We start from the raw sequence: 18,666 nt of genomic DNA, 5'->3' as shown, positions 1-18,666 counted from the left end.
CCGCGCGGGACGGCGACGGTATGCCGTCGGGGGCCTCGCTGCCGCCCCTCGCCGTCCGCATGCGGCCGCGCTCGCTGGACGAGGTCCGGGGCCAGTCCGACGTGCTGCGGCCGGGGAACCCGCTGCGCCGGCTGATCGAGGGTTCCGGGGGCTCGGCAGGCGCTCTCAGCGCGATCATCTGGGGACCTCCCGGGACGGGCAAGACGACCCTGGCCCACCTCGTCGCCACCGCGGCCGACCGACGGTTCGTCGAGCTCTCGGCCGTGACCGCAGGTGTCAAGGACGTCAGGACCGTCATGGACCAGGCCGCCCGCGAGCGCGACATGTACGACCGCCAGACGGTCCTGTTCCTCGACGAGATCCACCGGTTCACCAAGGCGCAGCAGGACGCCCTGCTGCCCGGCGTCGAGACCCGGCAGGTCATCCTCGTCGCGGCGACCACCGAGAACCCCTCGTTCTCCATCATCGCGCCCCTGCTGTCCCGCTCGATGCTCATCACGCTCACGTCCCTGTCCGACGAGGAGGTGGCCGACGTCCTCGCGGCTGCCATCGCCGACGAGCGAGGGCTCGCGGGGGAGTACGCCCTCGCGGCCGACGCGACCGAGCACCTGGTGCGCATCTCCGGCGGTGACGCCCGGCGAGCCCTCACCGCGCTGGAGGCGGCCGCGGGAGTGGCGCAGGACGGCATACCGGCTGGTGCCGAGGTGGACGGGCCCGTGCAGATCACGCTGGCGCACACCGAGCAGGCAGTGGCGTTCGCCAGCGTGCGCTACGACAAGACGGGTGACCAGCACTACGACGTCGCGTCGGCCCTCATCAAGTCGATGCGCGGCTCCGACGTCGATGCCGCGCTGCACTACCTCGCGCGCATGCTCGAGGCAGGTGAGGACCCCCGGTTCATTGCGCGTCGCATCGTCATCGCGGCCTCCGAAGACGTCGGGATGGCCGACCCCACCGCGCTGCAGACCGCGGTCGCGGCCATGCACGCGGTGGCCCAGATCGGGATGCCCGAGGCCCGGATCATCCTGGCGCAGGCCGTGGTCCACAACGCGCTCGCGCCCAAGAGCAACGCGGCCTACACGGGCATCAACGAGGCCATCGCCGACATCCGCGCCGGCCGTGGTGGGGCGGTGCCACCCTCGCTGCGCGGCAGCGGCTATGCCGGTGCGACCCGGTTGGGGCACGGTGACGGCTACGTCTACGCCCACTCCGAGCCCGAGGGGGTCGCCCAGCAGGACTACCTGCCGGACGACCTGCAGGGCAAGACCGACTACTACCGGCCGACCGACCGCGGTTTCGAGGAGCGACTCGGCCCTCGGTGGGAGTGGCTCAAGTCCCGCATCCGGAAGGGCTGACAAGCCATGGGGCCTCGCCGCGGTCGCGCGAGGCATCCTCGTGGTCGGTTAGGGTGACCAGCATGGATTCAGTGAGTTTGGGCGACATCGCGGGCATGATCGCGGCGCTGGCCTTCGCGTTCCTGGTCTTTCGACTGGGCAGCGTCGTCGGCAAGGCCGGCAAGATCCTCGACGAGACGAGGGTCAGCCTGCGCAGCACCACGGAGAACGTCCAGCCGACCCTGCTCAAGCTCACCGACACCGTCAGCCTGACCAACGAGCAGCTGGCCCGGGTCGACGGCATCACGACCAACGTCTCGGCGATCACCACGAACGCCAGCGCGCTCACCGCATTGTTCGCGGCCACGCTCGGCTCGCCCGTCGTGAAGGTCGCAGCCTTCACCTACGGCGTCCGCTCGGCCATGGGTGCCAAGGGCACCCGCAGCGCAGGCGGCCGTCGCCGCCGCAGGGGCTGATCACCATGGCACGTCTGTTCTGGGTGGCGCTGGGCGCCGCAGCCGGTGTGTATGCCGTGCGCAAGGTCAGCAAGGCCGCCGAGGCCTACACGCCGACCGGGGTCGCGCACGGGCTGGCGGACTTCGGTGACGGCCTGCGCGAGCTCGCCGCCGCCGTGCGGGAAGGCATGGCCGAGCGTGAGGGCGAGCTCCGCCTGGCCCTGGGCATCGATGCCGGCACCGCCGACGACCCCGAGGCAAACGCGGCGCGCCTCGACGCCGCGTCGGCACGGGCGCTGCTCGACGACCCCACGGGCCCGCGAGGCGGACGAGCTTTCTAGGGGCGCTGGCGCACCCGCGCCGTCGCCCCGGCATACCCCCGTTGTTTGCCCGTACGATTCGTCATGCCGGCCCGTCGGTGGCCCCGCATGCGCCTAAGGACTGAGTACTTTCATGGAAACCGCCGAGATCAGGCGCCGCTTTCTCTCGTTCTACGAGAGCAAGGGCCACACGATCGTCCCCTCGTCGCCGCTGGTCTACGACGACCCCAACCTGTTGTTCGTCAACGCCGGGATGGTGCCGTTCAAGCCCTACTTCCTCGGTCAGCAGGAGCCCCTCTGGGACCGCGCCACCTCGGTGCAGAAGTGTGTCCGCACCGGTGACATCGAGGAGGTCGGCAAGACCTCGCGGCACGGCACGTTCTTCCAGATGAACGGCAACTTCTCCTTCGGCGACTACTTCAAGGAAGGCGCGATCCAGTTCGCCTGGGACCTCATCACGACACCCCAGGGGCAGGGCGGCTACGGCCTCGACCCCGACAAGATCTGGCCCACCGTCTACGAGGACGACGACGAGGCCTACGACCTGTGGCACCGGATGATCGGCATCCCCGCCGAGCGGATCACCCGGCGCGGCAAGCTCGACAACTACTGGCACATGGGCGTTCCCGGCCCCGGTGGCCCGTGCAGCGAGCTCTACCTCGACCGTGGCCCCGAGTACGGGCGCGAGGGTGGGCCGGCTGTCGACGAGGACCGCTACCTCGAGTTCTGGAACCTCGTCTTCATGCAGTACGAGCTGTCCGCCGTCCGGGCCAAGGACGACTTCGACATCTCCGGTGAGCTGCCCAAGAAGAACATCGACACCGGCATGGGGCTCGAGCGGATGGCGACCCTGCTCCAGGGTGTCGACAACCTCTACGAGATCGACGAGGTCTACCCCGTCCTGGACCGGGCGGCCGAGCTGACGGGCAAGAAGTACGGCGCGCACTCGGGCCACGCGGCCAGCGAGTCGCACCCAGACGACATCCGGCTGCGGGTCGTCGCCGACCACGTGCGGTCCAGCCTGATGCTGATCGGTGACGGCGTGACCCCCGGCAACGAGGGCCGCGGCTACGTGCTGCGGCGGATGCTGCGCCGCGCGGTGCGTTCGATGCGCCTGCTCGGGTATGACGAGCCCAGCCTGCCGCTGCTCCTGCCGGTCTCCGTCGAGCGGATGAAGAACTCCTACCCCGAGCTCGAGGCCGGCTTCGACCGCATCTCCCAGATCGCCTATGCCGAGGAGGAGGCCTTCCGTCGCACCCTCGCCTCCGGCACGACGATCCTCGACACCGCCGTGACGAGGACGAAGTCCTCCGGCGGCAGCACGCTCGCCGGTGACCAGGCGTTCGCACTGCACGACACCTACGGCTTCCCGATCGACCTGACCCTCGAGATGGCGTCCGAGCAGGGGCTCGAGGTCGACCGCGAGGGCTTCACCCGGCTGATGGAGGAGCAGCGCAACCGCGCGAAGGCCGACGCCCGGTCCAAGAAGGGCGGCCACGCCAACACCGAGGTCTGGAAGGACCTGCGCGCGCTCGGCGCGACCGACTGGCGCGCCTACCAGGAGCTGACCAGCGACGCGCGGGTGCTCGGGATCGTCGTGGACGGCGAGCGCGTCGAGGAGCTCGAGCCGGGCCAGCGCGGCCAGGTCGTGCTCGACCGCACTCCCTTCTATGCCGAGTCCGGCGGACAGATCGCGGACGAGGGCGTCATCACCGCCGACGGCGCGCACCTCAAGGTCGTGGACGTGCAGCGCCCCGTGAAGGGCCTCGTCGCGCACACCGTCGAGGTGCTCACCGGTCCACTGCGGATCGGTCAGGACGCGTCTGCCGAGGTGGACGCCGACTGGCGCATCTCGGCCTGCCAGGCGCACTCGGGCACCCACGTCGTGCACGCGGCGCTTCGCCAGGTGCTCGGCCCGACCGCCCTGCAGTCTGGCTCCTACAACAAGCCTGGCTACCTGCGGCTCGACTTCGCCTGGGGTCAGGGACTGTCGCCCGATACCCGCAGCGAGATCGAGGAGGTCGCGAACCTCGCCGTCCGCCAGGACCTGCCGGTGTCCGCGCAGTACATGACCCTGCCGCAGGCGCGGGAGTTCGGCGCCCTGGCCCTCTTCGGCGAGAACTATGACGAGCAGGTCCGCGTCATCGAGATCGGCGGCCCCTGGTCGCGCGAGCTCTGCGGTGGCACCCACGTGGGCCACTCCTCCCAGATCGGCGCGCTCACCGTCACCGGCGAGTCGTCGGTGGGATCGGGCGTGCGACGCCTCGAGGCGTTCGTCGGCATGGACGCGCTGCACTACCTCGCCAAGGAGCGGGCGCTGGTCGCCGAGCTCACCGAGATCGTCAAGGTGCAACCGGGCGAGCTCAAGGAACGGGTGGCCGCCCTCGTGGCGCGCGTCCGCGACGCCGAGCGCGAGCTGGAGAAGCTGCGCCGGGAGCAGGTGCAGGCCGCGACCGGCAAGCTGGTCGAGTACGCCCACGACGTCGACGGCGTCCGCGTGCTGACCCACGATGCCGGCGACGGGACGACCGCCGACGACCTCCGCACCATGGTGCTGGATCTGCGCAACCGTCTGGGCGAGGCAGCCCCGTCGGTCGTGGCGCTGACCGGCGTGGCCAGCGGTCGCCCAGCCATCGTCGTGGCCACCAACGCCGGCGCTCGGGACCGCGGAGTCAAGGCCGGAGCGCTCGTGCGCCTCGCGGCCCAGACCCTCGGTGGTGGCGGCGGCGGCAAGGACGACCTGGCCCAGGGTGGTGGCACCGATCCCAGCCGCACCGGCGAGGCCCTCGGTCAGATCGACCGTGCTGTGCAGGCGGCGACCCAGGGCGCTGGGTGAACGACCCCGTCTCGACCTCGATGCCCACCCGCCCAGGACGGCGGGTGGGCATCGACGTCGGCAGCGTGCGGGTGGGGGTCGCTGCCAGCGACCCGTCCGCCCTGCTGGCGACCCCGGTGCGGACGGTGTCGCGAGACCCCGACGCCGCGACTGACTCCCCGAGCGACCTCGAGGAGGTGGCCGCCATCGTGGCCGAGCTGGAGGCCGTCGAGGTCGTGGTCGGCCTGCCCCGGACACTGTCAGGTGACGAAGGTGCCGCCGCGGAAGCGGCCCGCACGTATGCTGGGCGGCTGTCGGTGCGCATCGCCCCCGTGCCCGTCCGTCTGGTCGACGAACGACACACGACGGTCGATGCCCATCGCAACCTCCGTGAGAGCGGGGTCGACGGTCGGCGGCAGCGCTCGGTCATCGACCAGGCTGCTGCAGTCCTCATCCTGCAGGCCGCCCTCGACGCGGAGCGGAACTCCGGGCGACCGCCCGGGGAGCTGGTCAGGACAGGTGGGCGCAAGCCCAGGACGAAGGACAGGCGGCGATGACCGACCCCCATCTGGAGCACTCGATCTTCGGGGGGCACGAGGACGCGCAGGACCACCCGCACGGGGATGACCAGCCCGTGGTCCGCAGCCGGGCCGACCGGCACCGCCGCCCTGCTCGAAAACCGCGCCGCACGGGCAGGCGGCTCGGATGTCTGTTCGTGGCACTGGCGGTCGTCGCGGTGGCGGCGTTCGCGGCATACACCGTGCTTCGTCCCGTCGTCGACGGGTTCCTGGAGAGCGACGACTACCCCGGTCCTGGCACCGGTGAGGTGCAGATCGTCGTCAACGACGGCGACACGGGCCGCACGATCGGCGCCACCCTGCAGAAGGCCGACGTGGTCAAGACGGCCAAGGCCTACCTCGACGCAGCCGCAGCCGACACACGGGCCGCGGCGATCCAGCCCGGCAGCTACACCATGAAGAAGCAGATGACCGGCAAGGCGGCGCTCGCCATCTTGGTGGACTCCAAGAACCGCAGCGTTCCCCGGGTCACGGTGCGTGAGGGACTGTGGAAGAGCGAGGTGTTCGCGGCGCTGTCCAAGGGCACCGGTGTCCCCGTCGCGGAGTACACGGCGGCGGCCAAGAACCCCCAGGCCCTCGGGCTCCCCGCGGGCGCCAAGGGCAACGTCGAGGGCTACCTTTACCCCGCGACCTACGAGTTCCCCGTCAAGGCGACGGCCACCCAGCAGCTCAAGATCATGGTGGCCCAGGCGGTCGCCGAGCTCGAGAAGGCGGGGGTCAACGAAGCGGACTTCCAGAAGACGCTCATCGTGGCCTCGATCGTCGAGGGTGAGGCCGGGGTCGCCGACCGTGGCAAGGTCGCTCGCGTCATCGAGAACCGCCTCGACAACCCCAACGGCCCCACCGTCGGTCTGCTGCAGATGGACTCGACGGTCAACTTCGCGCTCCAGAAGCGGGGCAACCTGACCAAGACCGAGTACGACTCCGCGAAGTCCAGCCGCTACGACACCTACGCCTTCAAGGGTCTGCCCCCGGGTCCGATCAGCAGTCCGGGCGCCAAGGCCATCGAGGCAGCCGCCCAACCAACCGCGGGGCCGTGGTTCTACTTCGTGACGGTCAACTACGACACCGGCGAGACGCTCTTCGCCGTGACCCAGGCCGAGCACGACCGCAACAACGCGCAGCGCCAGGAGTGGTGCGACGCCAACAAGCCGAAGTGCGAGGGCGGTGGCTGACCCGCGCCGCGCGGCGGTCCTCGGATCACCGGTGGCGCACTCCCTGTCACCGGTGTTGCACAGCGCGGGCTACCGCACGTTGGGTCTGACCGACTGGTCGTACGCCGCGCACGAGGTCCGCGAGCCGGAGCTCGCGGGGTGGGTGGCCGGCCTCGACGGGTCGTGGCGGGGGCTGAGCCTGACCATGCCCCTGAAGGAGGTCGCCTTCACGGTGGCCACGACGGTCACCGAGACCGCGCACGTCACAGGGGCCGTGAACACCCTCGTGCGTCGTCCCGACGGCGGGTGGGACGCCCACAACACCGACGTCCGGGGCATCGAAGCGGCGCTGGCTGACATCGACCACGGCGGCGCGGCGACCCTGCTCGGCGGCGGCGCCACGGCGCGCTCAGCGGTCATCGCCCTCGGCGCCCTGGGGGTGGAGCGGATCCGGCTCGCCGTTCGCGGTGAACCCCGACCCGAGACCCTGCGCCTCGCGGTGCATGCCGGCATCGCGGTGGAGGTCGTCCCGCTGGCGTCGTGGAGCAGCGGTCACCGGGGCGGGCTCGTGCTGAGCACCCTGCCGCCCGAGGCGGGCGAGGTGGCGGCCCTGGCCCTGGGCCACGGCAGACGACCAGGCACCCTGATGGACGTCGTCTACGCCGACTGGCCGACCCCGCTGGCCCGCGCTGCGGCGGCCGTGGGCATGGACGTGGTGTCCGGGCTCGACATGCTGGTCTACCAGGCCGCCGAGCAGTTCCGGCTCTTCACCGGTGAGAAAGCACCGGTCCAGGCGATGTATGCCGCCGGGAGACAGGCCCTCGGCCGATGATCGACCTCGCCACCGGCTCGGGCGCCCCCGCCTGGGTGATCATCGTGCTGGCCCTGGCCGGTGCGGGTCTCGGAGCGCTGACCGGGCGCACCCTGGCGAGCGCCGGCTACCGGATCGAGTCCGACGACGCAGGCACGCCGCCCCGGCACTGGTGGTGGCCCGCGGTCGCGCTGGCCCTGCTCTGGGCGCTGGTGGGCTGGCGGATCGGTGACCTCGCGGGCTGGGCCGCGGCGCCGGCCTACCTGCTCTTCGCCTGGTTGGCTGTGGGGCTCGTGTGGATCGACGCCGACGTGCACCGGTTGCCCGACGGCTTGGTGCTCCCCGCCTATCCGGCCCTGATCGTGCTGGTCGTCGTCGCCACCGCGGGGCTGGGCGAGTGGGACGCGTTGGTGCGGGCGCTCGCCTGCATGGGGGGGATGTATGCCCTGTACTTCGTGCTGGCCTTCCTCTCCCCGAGCTCGCTGGGCTTCGGCGACGTCAAGCTGTCCGGCCTCATCGGGCTGCTGCTGGGGTGGCTCGGGGTGGGGCACGCCGTGGTGGCGCTGTTGGCGGGCTTCGTGGTGGGCGGCGTGATCGCGCTGGTCATGCTCGTCGGGCAGCGGGTCGGCCTGCGCTCGCACATCGCGTTCGGGCCGTCGATGCTCGCTGGCGCGTTCGTCGCGCTGGTGTTCGAGTACCAGCTGCTGGCCTAGGCAAACCGGCCCATGGCCTGCATGGGAGGATCGGGGCATGCTTCGCTGGTTGACCGCAGGTGAGTCCCACGGCCCGGCCCTCCTCGCGACGATCGAGGGTCTCCCGGCCGGGGTCGAGGTGACGACCAAGGACGTTGCCGCCGCACTGGCCCGCCGCCGCCTCGGCTTTGGCCGTGGCGCGCGGATGAAGTTCGAGCAGGACGACGTCGAGTTCCTCGGAGGGCTGCGCCACGGCGTGACCATGGGGTCCCCGGTCGCCATCCGGATCGGCAACACCGAGTGGCCGAAGTGGCAGACCGTGATGTCGCCGGACCCCGTCTCCGACGAGGCGTATGCCGCGTCCGACGACGTGAACGCGGAGAAGGAGGTCGCCCGCAACCGACCCCTGACCCGTCCCCGTCCGGGCCACGCCGACCTCGTCGGGATGCAGAAGTACGGTTTCGACGACGCACGTCCCGTGCTCGAGCGGGCGTCCGCCCGCGAGACGGCCGCCCGGGTGGCGCTGGGAGAGGTCGCGTCCCGCTTCCTCGAGCAGGCCTACGGCATCCGGCTCGTCTCGCACACGGTCGCCATCGGCACGGCCGCCGTGTCCGAGGATGCGCCACTGCCCACCCCCGACCAGGTCGAGCAGATCGACGCCGACCCGGTGCGCACCCTCGACGCTGCCGGCTCGGCGGCGATGGTCGCCGAGGTGGAGGCGGCCAAGAAGGACGGCGACACCCTGGGCGGTGTCGTCGAGGTCGTGGCCTACGGGCTGCCGCCGGGTCTGGGCTCGCACGTCCACTGGGACCGGCGGCTCGACGCGCAGCTCGCTGGAGCGCTCATGGGCATCCAGGCCATCAAGGGGGTGGAGGTCGGCGACGGCTTTCGCACCGCGGCCCGGCGCGGGTCTGCGGCCCACGACGAGATGGAGCGCGACGAGTCCGGAGTCATCCAGCGGCGCACCGGACGAGCCGGTGGCACGGAGGGTGGCATGTCGACCGGTGACGTGCTGCGCGTGCGCGCCGCGATGAAGCCCATCTCGACCGTGCCCCGCGCCCTCGACACCGTCGACACCACGGGGGCCGAGGCGGCCAAGGCGATCCACCAGCGATCAGACGTGTGCGCGGTGCCGGCGGCCGGAGTGGTGGCCGAGGCGATGGTCGCCCTGGTGCTCGCGCAGGCCTGCGTCGAGAAGTTCGGCGGCGACTCGGTGACCGAGACGGCTCGCAACCACGCGGCATACCTCGCCTCCATCCCCGAGGCGATGCGCACGTGGTGAACGGCACCGCGGGACCGCGCGTGGTCCTGATCGGGCCTCCTGGGGTGGGCAAGAGCACGATCGGCCGCCGGCTCGGCCGGGCCCTCGACCTGCCCGCCCACGACACCGACAGAGCCATCGAGGGGGCTGCCGGCCAGAGCATCCCCGACCTGTTCGTCGACCACGGCGAGGCGCACTTCCGTGAGCTGGAGCGCGCCGAGGTCCTGCGCTCGCTGGCCGAGGAGGTCGGGGTCATCTCGCTCGGGGGCGGTGCTCCGATGGACCCCGAGGTGCAGTCGGCCCTGGCCGGGCACACGGTGGTCTTCCTCGACGTGGGCATCGCCGACGCCGCCCGGCGCATCGGCTTCGACGCCAGCCGCCCGCTGCTGATGGTCAATCCGCGCGCCAGCTGGACCAAGATGATGAACGAGCGCCGACCCACCTACCAGCGACTGGCCACCCTGCGTGTCGACACCGCAGGCCGCAAGCCCGCGGCCGTGGTCGAGGAGATCCTGGCGTTCCTCGGGGCGGGGACCGGGCCGGACGCGCCGACAGCCTCAGGAGAGCAGGCATGAGCACCACTCGCATCAGCGTCGGGGGAGACTACGACGTCGTCATCGGCACCGGACTCCTCGACGAGCTGCCGGGACTGGTCGGCGAGGGAGTGCAGCGAGTCCTCGTGGTGCACCCGCGAGCCCTGTCGGCCACGGGTGAGGGCGTGCGTGAAGCGTTGGTGGCCAAGGGTTTCGAGGCGTATGCCGCGGAGGTGCCTGACGCTGAAGAGGCCAAGACCGCGCAGGTTGCCGCCTTCCTCTGGGGCGTCCTGGGGCAGGCAGGATTCACCCGCTCGGACGCCGTCGTCAGCGTCGGGGGAGGGGCGACGACCGACCTCGCAGGGTTCGTCGCAGCGACCTGGCTGCGCGGCATCAAGGTCGTGCACGTCCCCACGACGCTGCTCGCGATGGTTGATGCCGCCGTGGGTGGCAAGACCGGGATCAACACGCCCGAGGGCAAGAACCTCGTGGGGTCGTTCCACCCACCGGCCGGGGTCCTGTGCGACCTCGCGACGCTGGAGACCTTGCCCACCCACGACTTCGTCGCCGGGCTGGCCGAGGTCGTCAAGTGCGGTTTCATCGCAGACCCCGTCATCCTCGACCTGGTCGAGGCCGACCCCGACGGGGTGAAGCGGGCCGACGGTCCGCACGTCCGCGAGCTCATCGAGCGCGCGGTCCGGGTCAAGGCGGACGTCGTCTCGCAGGACCTCAAGGAAGCCGACCTGCGTGAGATCCTGAACTACGGCCACACCTTCGGGCACGCCGTCGAGCAGGTCGAGCGCTTTGCGTTCCGGCACGGGGCAGCGGTGTCGATCGGCATGGTCTACGTCGCCGAGCTCGCCCGCCTCGCGGGGAAGATGGACGACGCCCTGGTCGAGCGGCACCGTTCGATCCTGGGTTCGCTCGGCCTGCCCGTGTCCTATCGGGGCGACAGGTGGCCGCAGCTGTTGGACGCGATGAAGCGCGACAAGAAGTCGCGCGGGTCGCTGCTGCGGTTCGTCATCCTGTCCGGGCTGGCCAAACCGGTGCGGCTCGAGGGGCCGGACCCTGCCCTGCTCCAGGCCGCGTACGCCGAGGTCAGTGCCGAGGTCGGCCGCGGCGGAGCCATCCCGCTCTGAAGCAGGAGGCTGCTCCTCAGGGTCTCAGCAGCGCCCGGTGCCCCAGGCGCGGCAGGTGATGCGCACGCTCTCGGCCGTGCGCAGCTCGACGAACCCACCCGCGTTGGTGATCAACGGCTTGGTGCTGCCCCAGTAGTTCTTCAGCCGGGAGCTCGTGCCCTTGCCGACGCGCAGGACGTAGACCTCGCCGGGCTTCACGACCGTCCCGCGCGGGATCTCCCACGTGTAGCCGTTGTTCGAGATCGTCTGGTACGACAGGTCGATCGAGTAGGCACCGGCGGGGCGGAGGGTGATGTACTCGCCGTTGAGGTTGTCCGCGTCGACACCCGGTGCGTCGGCCTGGACGGTGAGCCTGACGCGACCAGCGAGAGGACTCGTGCAGGCGTACAGGCACGGGTAGATCGACCAGGCACGCACGTCGCCGTCGGGGTCGAAGAGATAGGCGCCGCTGCCGTGCTTGTTGGCGGCGACGCTGGCGTTGGGGAACTTCGGGGCCGTGCCGCCCCAGTAGAACGTCGTCGACGTGGCGGTGCCCTGGCCGACCCGGAGGGTCAGGAGCCCACCGGCCGGCACGACCGCGTTCGACGGGAAGGTGAAGGAGTCCTGGCCGCCCGTGCGCAGCTGCCACCCCGCGACGGACAGGCTGGTGGTGCTCTTGTTGAGGACGCGAACCCACTCGCCGTTGACGTTGGCGTTGTCGTCGCCGTTGGCGTCCCAGTTCACCCAGACCTTGAGCGGCGTGGTCTGCGACGGGCCTGAGCGGCAGTAGTCGGTGTCCCAGAGGTTGGTGCGGGCTGCGGCCGCCTGCTGTGCCGCCGTGAAGTAGGACTTCCACCGCGTCGCGTCGCCGGCCAGGAGGATCGGCAGGGCGTGACCCGCGCGCAGCTGCATGAGCTGCACGTCCAGCCATCCGGTGCTCGTGGACACGTCGATGTGGCGCACCGGGCGGCCGAGGCTCGAGGCCGAGGTCGAGTTCGTCGTCAGGCGCACCCGCTGACCCGCGACCATGCTGTTCATGGCGGTCGTTGCCTCTGCCGCGTGGCAGCTGCCGATCTCCATGGTCTGGATGCCGGTGTTGCGGATGTGTGGGGGAGCCAGGGAGCCGGGATCACCGTCGACCCGGACCGCCACGGTGTCGCCATCGACCGTGTGGTCGGTGGTTCCGTACGTCACCGTCGACGACCAGACGGTGGAGGTGCTGGCCGCCGAGGCGACCGACCCGCTCACCAGCAGCGCGGTCGCGCAGGTGAGGCCCAGCACCACCGCGAGGGGTCCGCGGGAGACGCCACACGGCCCACCCCGCCGGGGTCGACGGGCGGGCCGGGAGGCGAGGGGGACAGGCACGAGGAGCTCCGAGGACTGGCGGGGTCGATGCCGGGTGATGCGTCGACGGCAGCCATGGTGACATCCCGCGGACCGCTTCGACGCAGCCGCGCGCAAACGTGGCCAAACGGAGGAGGTGACTCCACAGGGACCACACAGGGAGGGCACAGCGCGCCCGTGGGCCGGGGCATCACCATCGAGTCATGAGCAACCAGAGCCAGCCGTCGCGCCAATCGGCCTCGTCCCACCCCGCGTCGCCCCACCCGACCTCGCCCCGTCTGACCTCGTCCGTCGCCGCGGGGCCGTCGGCCCCCGTCCCCGACGAGGACCACGGCGTCGACCACTTCGGCAACCCCCACGACGACCGACACGACCGCGGCCTGGAGTTCGACGTGGCGACCCTGCTCGGCCGTCGCCGCATCCTGGGCCTCCTGGGTGGGCTCGGGGCAGGAGCGGCGCTCGCCGCCTGCGGGACGTCCGCGGGCTCCGGCACCTCCAGCTCGGGCACCTCCAGCTCGTCCACGAGCAGCTCCTCCAGCTCGTCGACGAGCAGCTCCTCGGGCTCCAGCGCTTCCGGCACCACCCCGAAGGCCGAGGTGCCCGACGAGACCGGAGGCCCCTACCCGGGTGACGGCTCCAACGGCCCCAACGTCCTCGACGACTCCGGCATCGTGCGCTCCGACATCACGAGCAGCTTCGGCTCGTCGACGACCAAGGCCGAGGGCATCCCGCTCACCATCAACCTCACGGTCACCGACGCCGGCAACGGCTACGCCGCCATGCAGGGCGCGGCGGTCTACCTGTGGCACTGCAACCGTGACGGCCAGTACTCGCTGTACTCCCAGGGGGTCGAGGACGAGAACTACCTGCGAGGCGTGCAGGCGACGAACGCGGCGGGGACGGCGACCTACACCAGCATCTTCCCCGCGGCCTACGACGGGCGTTGGCCGCACATCCACTTCGAGGTGTACTCCTCAGTGGACGACGCGACCAGCAGCGGCCAGATCGTCAAGACCTCGCAGATCGCCCTCCCCGAGGCTGCGTGCACGAAGGTCTACGCGACGACGGGGTACGAGGCCAGCGTGCAGAACCTCGCCCGGACCTCGTTGACGCAGGACATGGTGTTCGGCAATGACGGCGGGATCTACCAGCTCGCCACCGTCACCGGAAACATCACCGACGGCTACGTCGCCAACCTCACGATCGGGGTCTGACCACCGAGGGACAGCCGACTACAGCTCGTCGAGCTCGACGAGATCGGCGGCGGTGGGCTGCCAGCCGGCTGCCCGGGCGTTGCGGGCCACCTGCTCCCCGGTCGTCGCACCGGCGATGACCGACGTGACGGCCGGCTGCGCGGCGAGACCGCCGATGGCGACGTCCAGCAGTTCGACGTCACGCTCGGCGGCGAAGCCCTGCAGCGCCTCGACCCGGTCCCAGTCGGCGTCGGCGAGCCAACCGGCCCGGTCGGACTCCACCGCGGCGCGCGAACCCTCGGGCGCGACCGCTCCCCGCTGGTACTTGCCGGTGAGCAGGCCACGGGCCAGGGGGAAGAACGGCAGGATGCCGAGCCCGAAGCGTTCGCACGCAGGCGTCACCTCGTCCTCGACGGAGCGGTCCAGCAGCGAGTACTCGTTCTGGACGGACACGAACGACGCCAGCCCCGCGGTCGACGACGTCCACGAGGCGTCAGCGACCTGCCAGCCGCCGAAGTTGGAGCACCCGAGGTAGAGCACCTTGCCCTCGCGCACGAGGTCGGTGAGGGCTTCCAACGTCTCCTCGATGGGCGTCAGCGGGTCGGGCCGGTGCAGCTGGTACAGGTCGATGTGGTCCGTCTGCAGCCGGCGCAGGCTGGCCTCGACCGCGCGACGCACATAGCGGCGCGAACCCAGCGCTCCGAAGTCCTCTCCGTTGGCCCCCTGCATGTCCATCCCGAACTTGGTTGCCAGCACGAACTCGTCCCGCTGACCCCGGAGGGCCTCGCCGAGCATTGACTCGCTCTGCCCGGGCTCGCCTCCGTAGATGTCGGCGGTGTCGAGCAGCGTCACGCCGCAGTCGCGGGCGGCGGACACGATCGCACCCACCCCGACATGGTCCACCCTGCGGCCGAAGGCGTTGCAGCCGACGCCGAGGGCGCTGACCATGAGGCCGCTCGACCCCAGCGGGCGGTAGGTCATGTCCTGGGCGGTGTCGGTGGCTGTCATCCTCCCAGCCTAGGCGGGCGGTCCAGCCAGTCCCGGCGGTGACCGACCCGGCCTCGCGAGTCGGTCGGGACCCCTACTCCTCTGCCCGCAGGAGGGCAGGGTGCAGGAGCGCGGCGGGACCCCGGCGGTACAACGCGGCTGGTCGGCCGCCGTCGACGTTTGTCGTGGCTCCGGTGGCCGCCAGGAAGCCCTTGGACCCCGTCACCTTGCGGTGGAAGTTGCGCGGGTCCAGCGACCCGCCCCACACCGTCTCGTAGACCCTGCGCAGCTGGGCCACCGTGAACTCCGGTGGGCAGAAGGCCGTGGCCAGCGAGGTGTACTCCAGCTTCGACCGCGCGCGTTCCACGGCGTCGCCCAGGATCGTGTCGTGGTCGAAGGGGAGCGGTGGAGCATCGGAGACGGGGACGTACCTGGCTTCGGACGCGTCCGTGCCGGCGGTCGCCACCGGAAGGTCCGGGACGAGCGCGATGTAGGCCACCGAGACCACCCGGGAGCGTGGGTCGCGGCCGGGGTCGCCATAGGTCTGGAGCTGCTCGAGGTGGGTCGGCGACACGATGCCCGTCTCTTCGACGAGCTCTCGTCTGGCCGCCTCGGCCAAGCCCTCGTCCGGCTCGACGAATCCCCCCGGCAGGGCCCACTGACCCGCGAAGGGTGCGATGCCGCGTCGCACGAGGAGTACCTGGAGAACCTGGTCCCTGATGGTCAGGAGCACGACGTCGACCGCGACCAGCATGCTGCTATTCGTCATGTTGACGAGAATAGCAGAATGCCGCTAGCCTAGTAATCGTCACAACGACGATTAAGGAGCTTGAGATGGCTGACATCACGACCGTGCCGTTCCTGCGACACCTGAGAAGCGGATCGACGTCCTGGGTGCGTCACGCGAGGGCGGGCCGCATCGTCCACGAGGGGAACGGGCAGTCCTTCTGGTTCCGCCCGCTCTCGGCGATCCTGTCCGAGGTGCCGGTCGACGACCGCGAGCTGCCGATGCTCTTCCACGCCAGATCGCTGGACTTCCAGGACGTCACGGTCCAGGCGACCATCACGTTCCGGGTCGTGCAGCCAGCCCTGGCCGCCGACCGCCTCGACTTCGGCCTGGACGACGCGACGGGGCGGTGGCGGAGCGATCCGCTCGGGCAGCTGGGTGCGTTGCTGACCCAGAGTGCGCAGCAGCACGCCCTGGAGGTCGTGGCCCGGCTGACCCTGGTCGAGGCCCTCACCCGCGGCTACGCCGAAGTCCGTGCAGCCGTCACTCAGGGGGTTCGGACCGACGGTCGCGTCGGTGCGACGGGTCTGGAGATCGTCGAGGTCCGGGTGGTGGCGGTGCGACCGGAGCCCGAGGTCGAACGTGCCTTGCAGACCCCGACCCGCGAGCAGGTCCAGCAGGACGCGGACAAGGCGACCTACGAGCGACGCGCGCTCGCGGTCGAACGCGAACGCACCATTGCCGAGAACGAGATGCAGAGCCAGATCGAGCTCGCCCGTCGGGAGCAGGAGCTGGTGGGCCAGCGCGGGGCGAACGCGCGGCGGAAGGCCGAGGAGGAGGCCGCCGCAGCGCAGATCGAGTCGCGCTCCCAAGCGGCGCGCGACGAGATGCTGACGACCAGCCAGGCCTCCAGGATCCGTGAGGTGGGGGAGGCGGAGGCCGGCGCCGAGGCGGCGCGGGTGCAGGTCTACGCGGGCCTGCCTGACGGAGTCCTCACCGGTCTTGCCTTCAAGGAGCTCGCCACCAACCTCCCGGCCATCCAGAGCCTCGTGCTCACCCCCGACCTCATCAGCCCGCTGCTGGCCAGGCTGGTCCGTCACGAGGAGGTGTGACCATGGCCGCGCTCGCGCCACGGGTGGTGGTCGTCCACCGCAGGACCGAGCTCGACGCGCTGCTGGACCGACACGGCACGCGTGGTGCGGCCGAGTTCTTCCTCCGCCAGCGTGGGCGTGACCTCGCCGGGGTGGAGGCTGCCCACGAGGCGCAGGTCGAAGCGCTGGCCGAGGTGGCGGGTGCCGTCCCCGGCGACTGGCGTCGCGGCGTCGTCGAACGAGCAGATCTGCCGCGGTTCATGTTCGCCGCCGACGACGTCGTGGTCGTGGTCGGACAGGACGGCCTGGTGGCCAACGCCGCGAAGCACCTCGAAGGGCAGCCGGTCGTGGGCATCGACCCGTGGCCGGGCGCCGGCGCAGGGGTGCTGGTCCGTCCGGCGCCGGCGCACCTGCGCGAGATCCTGCTCCACGCGGCGAGCGGGTCAGCCACCCTCCAGAGGCGGACGATGGTGCAGGCGTCCACCGACGACGGGCAGCGGCTCGTCGCGCTCAACGAGGTCTTCGTCGGCCACGTCTCGCACCAGACCGCACGCTACAAGCTCACTGTCGACGGCCGGGCCGAGCGTCAGGCCTCTTCGGGTCTGGTCGTCTCGACCGGCACCGGCGCCACCGGTTGGTGCTCCTCACTGGCGAGGGAACGGCACAGCTCCCTGGTGCTGCCCACCGCCGAGGGAGGCAGCCTGGCGTGGTTCGTCCGGGAGGCCTGGCCGTCGCCGACGACCGGAACCGCCCTCACCGAGGGGCTCCTGACCTCCGAGACACTCACCGTCGAGGTGCTGAGCGACCGGCTGGTGGTGTTCGGAGACGGGATGGAGAACGACAGGCTCGACCTGTCGTGGGGGCAGCGCATCGAGATCGGCCTGGCCGCACAGACCCTCGCCCTGGTGTGCTGACCGCCACCCGTGGTGCTGCGCAGCGATTCGGGGGACCGTCGGCCGACGGCTAGACTGACCGGCGATTCCCACCCCGAACGTTTCCAGCCAGAACGCGGCCGGGACTGCCGCGCGCGCTCAGCCACGCGGCATACCGGCTCAGGTGGCTGACATCTCACAGAAGGTGACACACGCATGGCATCGACCAACGACCTCAAGAACGGCATGGTCCTCAACCTCGAGGGCCAGCTGTGGGCCGTCGTGGAGTTCCAGCACGTCAAGCCCGGCAAGGGCCCGGCCTTCGTGCGGACCAAGCTCAAGCACGTCCTGTCCGGCAAGGTGGTCGACAAGACGTTCAACGCGGGGCTCAAGGTCGAGACTGCCAATGTCGACCGTCGTGACATGCAGTACCTCTACAAGGACGGGACCGACTACGTCTTCATGGACGGGTCGACCTACGACCAGATCCACATCCCGGAGACCGTCGTCGGCGACGTCGCCAACTACCTCCTGGAGAACCAGAGCGCCCAGGTCGCGACGCATGAGGGCACCGTCCTCTACGTCGAGCTGCCCACGTCGGTCGTCCTCGAGATCACCTACACCGAGCCGGGCCTGCAGGGTGACCGCTCCACCGGTGGCACCAAGCCCGCCACCCTCGAGACCGGTGCGACGATCAACGTCCCGCTGTTCCTCGAGCAGGGCACCAAGGTCAAGGTCGACACCCGCGACGGCTCCTACCTCGGCCGCGTGAACTGAGTGGGCGCTCGCACCAAGGCACGAAAAAGGGCCATCGACCTCCTGTTCGAGGCCGAGAACCGTGGCCTGAACGCCCGCGACCTGCTCGCCGAGCGACTCGCGAAGCCGGTCACCGAGGCCCCGCTCAGCCAGTACACCTCCGACCTGGTCGAGGGTGTGGTCGCGCACTGGACCGACATCAACGAGCTGCTCGCGACCTACTCGCAGGGCTGGACCCTCGAGCGGATGCCCAGCGTCGACCGCGCGATCCTGCGCCTCGGGGCGTTCGAGGTGCTGTATGCCACCGAGGTGCCCGAGAGCGTCGCGATCGCCGAAGCCGTCGAGCTGGCCAAGAGCCTGTCCACGGACGACTCGCCGAAGTTCGTGAACGGCCTGCTCGGGCGCCTGGCCGAGGTCAAGCCCACCCTCGCCTGAGCCGTACGCACCGGACGACCAGGTGCGTCACGGCGGGCCGGTATGCCGCGTGGTCCCGGCACCGGGTAGAGTCACCGGCGAACGACATCCTTTAACGACCTGTCCTGTGAGGCAGGGAAGGAGGTCCTGACGCTGATGCGTCCTGACTTTGCTGCACCCTCGGCGGTTGAACCCGGTGTTCCCGCCTCCC

Annotated in this window: 19 protein-coding genes; 16 read left to right on the top strand and 3 right to left on the bottom strand. The window is 70.8% G+C overall.

Annotated features, from left to right (window positions below; genetic code table 11):
* Nucleotides 1-20 precede the first annotated feature (20 nt).
* The 11 genes from AC1DYG_RS01120 (at nt 21) to aroB (ending at nt 11,092) form a co-directional block, all read left to right on the top strand.
* Nucleotides 21-1,355 (top strand): replication-associated recombination protein A, encoded by a 1,335-nt coding sequence (locus AC1DYG_RS01120; protein WP_477638223.1) that lies wholly within the window; start codon nt 21-23, stop codon nt 1,353-1,355.
* A gap of 71 nt (nt 1,356-1,426) precedes the next feature.
* Complete coding sequence (locus AC1DYG_RS01115; protein ID WP_477638222.1) at nt 1,427-1,810, top strand: DUF948 domain-containing protein; 384 nt, start codon at nt 1,427-1,429, stop codon at nt 1,808-1,810.
* 5 nt (nt 1,811-1,815) lie between these two features.
* Complete coding sequence (locus AC1DYG_RS01110; RefSeq protein ID WP_477638052.1) at nt 1,816-2,130, top strand: DUF6167 family protein; 315 nt, start codon at nt 1,816-1,818, stop codon at nt 2,128-2,130.
* Nucleotides 2,131-2,242: 112 nt separating this feature from the next.
* The gene (gene alaS, locus AC1DYG_RS01105; protein WP_477638051.1) at nt 2,243-4,945 is read left to right on the top strand and encodes an alanine--tRNA ligase; all 2,703 of its coding nucleotides are present in this window, start codon (nt 2,243-2,245) and stop codon (nt 4,943-4,945) included.
* A gap of 20 nt (nt 4,946-4,965) precedes the next feature.
* On the top strand, nt 4,966-5,481 hold the full coding sequence (ruvX, locus tag AC1DYG_RS01100; protein ID WP_477638221.1) for a Holliday junction resolvase RuvX: 516 nt from the start codon (nt 4,966-4,968) through the stop codon (nt 5,479-5,481).
* Complete coding sequence (mltG, locus tag AC1DYG_RS01095) at nt 5,478-6,677, top strand: endolytic transglycosylase MltG (protein ID WP_477638050.1); 1,200 nt, start codon at nt 5,478-5,480, stop codon at nt 6,675-6,677. The genes ruvX and mltG overlap by 4 nt, the downstream gene beginning before the upstream one ends.
* Entirely contained in the window at nt 6,670-7,488 is an 819-nt protein-coding gene (locus AC1DYG_RS01090) for a shikimate dehydrogenase (protein ID WP_477638049.1), read from the top strand. The genes mltG and AC1DYG_RS01090 overlap by 8 nt, the downstream gene beginning before the upstream one ends.
* Nucleotides 7,485-8,180 carry a prepilin peptidase gene (locus AC1DYG_RS01085; RefSeq protein ID WP_477638048.1) on the top strand — a complete coding sequence of 232 codons (696 nt, stop codon included), beginning with the start codon at nt 7,485-7,487 and terminating at the stop codon, nt 8,178-8,180. Before AC1DYG_RS01090 ends, AC1DYG_RS01085 begins: the two co-directional genes overlap by 4 nt.
* Nucleotides 8,181-8,217: 37 nt before the next feature.
* Nucleotides 8,218-9,441, top strand: a complete 1,224-nt coding sequence (aroC, locus tag AC1DYG_RS01080) for a chorismate synthase (protein ID WP_477638047.1) — start codon at nt 8,218-8,220, stop codon at nt 9,439-9,441.
* Nucleotides 9,435-9,995 (top strand): shikimate kinase, encoded by a 561-nt coding sequence (locus AC1DYG_RS01075; RefSeq protein ID WP_477638046.1) that lies wholly within the window; start codon nt 9,435-9,437, stop codon nt 9,993-9,995. The genes aroC and AC1DYG_RS01075 overlap by 7 nt, the downstream gene beginning before the upstream one ends.
* A complete protein-coding gene (gene aroB, locus AC1DYG_RS01070) occupies nt 9,992-11,092 on the top strand; it encodes a 3-dehydroquinate synthase (protein ID WP_477638045.1) in 1,101 nt (366 codons plus the stop codon). Before AC1DYG_RS01075 ends, aroB begins: the two co-directional genes overlap by 4 nt.
* Before the next feature lie 24 nt (nt 11,093-11,116).
* On the opposite strand, the gene AC1DYG_RS01065 is transcribed toward aroB, so the two are convergent.
* The gene (locus AC1DYG_RS01065; RefSeq protein WP_477638044.1) at nt 11,117-12,436 is read right to left on the bottom strand and encodes a lamin tail domain-containing protein; all 1,320 of its coding nucleotides are present in this window, start codon (nt 12,434-12,436) and stop codon (nt 11,117-11,119) included.
* A gap of 182 nt (nt 12,437-12,618) precedes the next feature.
* On the opposite strand from AC1DYG_RS01065, the gene AC1DYG_RS01060 reads away from it, so the two are divergent.
* Nucleotides 12,619-13,629, top strand: coding sequence for an intradiol ring-cleavage dioxygenase (locus tag AC1DYG_RS01060; RefSeq protein ID WP_477638043.1), 1,011 nt, complete (start codon nt 12,619-12,621; stop codon nt 13,627-13,629).
* A gap of 18 nt (nt 13,630-13,647) precedes the next feature.
* Here the strand turns inward: AC1DYG_RS01060 and AC1DYG_RS01055 are convergent, their stop codons facing one another.
* A complete protein-coding gene (locus tag AC1DYG_RS01055; RefSeq protein ID WP_477638042.1) occupies nt 13,648-14,616 on the bottom strand; it encodes an aldo/keto reductase in 969 nt (322 codons plus the stop codon).
* Between the two features lie 73 nt (nt 14,617-14,689).
* Complete coding sequence (locus AC1DYG_RS01050) at nt 14,690-15,364, bottom strand: NUDIX hydrolase (protein ID WP_477638041.1); 675 nt, start codon at nt 15,362-15,364, stop codon at nt 14,690-14,692.
* Between the two features lie 65 nt (nt 15,365-15,429).
* Between AC1DYG_RS01050 and AC1DYG_RS01045 the strand changes: the two genes are divergently transcribed.
* The 4 genes from AC1DYG_RS01045 (at nt 15,430) to nusB (ending at nt 18,476) form a co-directional block, all read left to right on the top strand.
* Nucleotides 15,430-16,434, top strand: a complete 1,005-nt coding sequence (locus AC1DYG_RS01045; protein ID WP_477638040.1) for an SPFH domain-containing protein — start codon at nt 15,430-15,432, stop codon at nt 16,432-16,434.
* A gap of 2 nt (nt 16,435-16,436) precedes the next feature.
* Nucleotides 16,437-17,327, top strand: a complete 891-nt coding sequence (locus AC1DYG_RS01040; protein WP_477638039.1) for an NAD(+)/NADH kinase — start codon at nt 16,437-16,439, stop codon at nt 17,325-17,327.
* Between the two features lie 174 nt (nt 17,328-17,501).
* Complete coding sequence (gene efp, locus AC1DYG_RS01035; RefSeq protein WP_477617086.1) at nt 17,502-18,062, top strand: elongation factor P; 561 nt, start codon at nt 17,502-17,504, stop codon at nt 18,060-18,062.
* Complete coding sequence (gene nusB, locus AC1DYG_RS01030; RefSeq protein WP_477617085.1) at nt 18,063-18,476, top strand: transcription antitermination factor NusB; 414 nt, start codon at nt 18,063-18,065, stop codon at nt 18,474-18,476.
* Nucleotides 18,477-18,666: the final 190 nt, after the last annotated feature.

This window comes from Pedococcus sp. P1_H8 (genome assembly GCF_056405175.1).
The sequence above is the reverse complement of the archived record's forward strand: the minus strand, read 5'-3'. Positions and strand labels throughout refer to the sequence as shown.

Excerpts from the sequence above, each read along its gene's own strand:
- AC1DYG_RS01040 (WP_477638039.1), top strand. The coding sequence starts at position 16,437 with ATGGCCGCGCTCGCGCCACGGGTGGTGGTCGTCCACCGCAGGACCGAG.
- efp (WP_477617086.1), top strand. The coding sequence starts at position 17,502 with ATGGCATCGACCAACGACCTCAAGAACGGCATGGTCCTCAACCTCGAG.
- AC1DYG_RS01110 (WP_477638052.1), top strand. The coding sequence starts at position 1,816 with ATGGCACGTCTGTTCTGGGTGGCGCTGGGCGCCGCAGCCGGTGTGTAT.
- AC1DYG_RS01060 (WP_477638043.1), top strand. The coding sequence starts at position 12,619 with ATGAGCAACCAGAGCCAGCCGTCGCGCCAATCGGCCTCGTCCCACCCC.
- AC1DYG_RS01120 (WP_477638223.1), top strand. The coding sequence starts at position 21 with ATGCCGTCGGGGGCCTCGCTGCCGCCCCTCGCCGTCCGCATGCGGCCG.
- aroC (WP_477638047.1), top strand. The coding sequence starts at position 8,218 with ATGCTTCGCTGGTTGACCGCAGGTGAGTCCCACGGCCCGGCCCTCCTC.
- alaS (WP_477638051.1), top strand. The coding sequence starts at position 2,243 with ATGGAAACCGCCGAGATCAGGCGCCGCTTTCTCTCGTTCTACGAGAGC.
- AC1DYG_RS01050 (WP_477638041.1), bottom strand. The coding sequence starts at position 15,364 with ATGACGAATAGCAGCATGCTGGTCGCGGTCGACGTCGTGCTCCTGACC.
- mltG (WP_477638050.1), top strand. The coding sequence starts at position 5,478 with ATGACCGACCCCCATCTGGAGCACTCGATCTTCGGGGGGCACGAGGAC.
- AC1DYG_RS01085 (WP_477638048.1), top strand. The coding sequence starts at position 7,485 with ATGATCGACCTCGCCACCGGCTCGGGCGCCCCCGCCTGGGTGATCATC.
- AC1DYG_RS01055 (WP_477638042.1), bottom strand. The coding sequence starts at position 14,616 with ATGACAGCCACCGACACCGCCCAGGACATGACCTACCGCCCGCTGGGG.
- AC1DYG_RS01045 (WP_477638040.1), top strand. The coding sequence starts at position 15,430 with ATGGCTGACATCACGACCGTGCCGTTCCTGCGACACCTGAGAAGCGGA.
- aroB (WP_477638045.1), top strand. The coding sequence starts at position 9,992 with ATGAGCACCACTCGCATCAGCGTCGGGGGAGACTACGACGTCGTCATC.
- ruvX (WP_477638221.1), top strand. The coding sequence starts at position 4,966 with ATGCCCACCCGCCCAGGACGGCGGGTGGGCATCGACGTCGGCAGCGTG.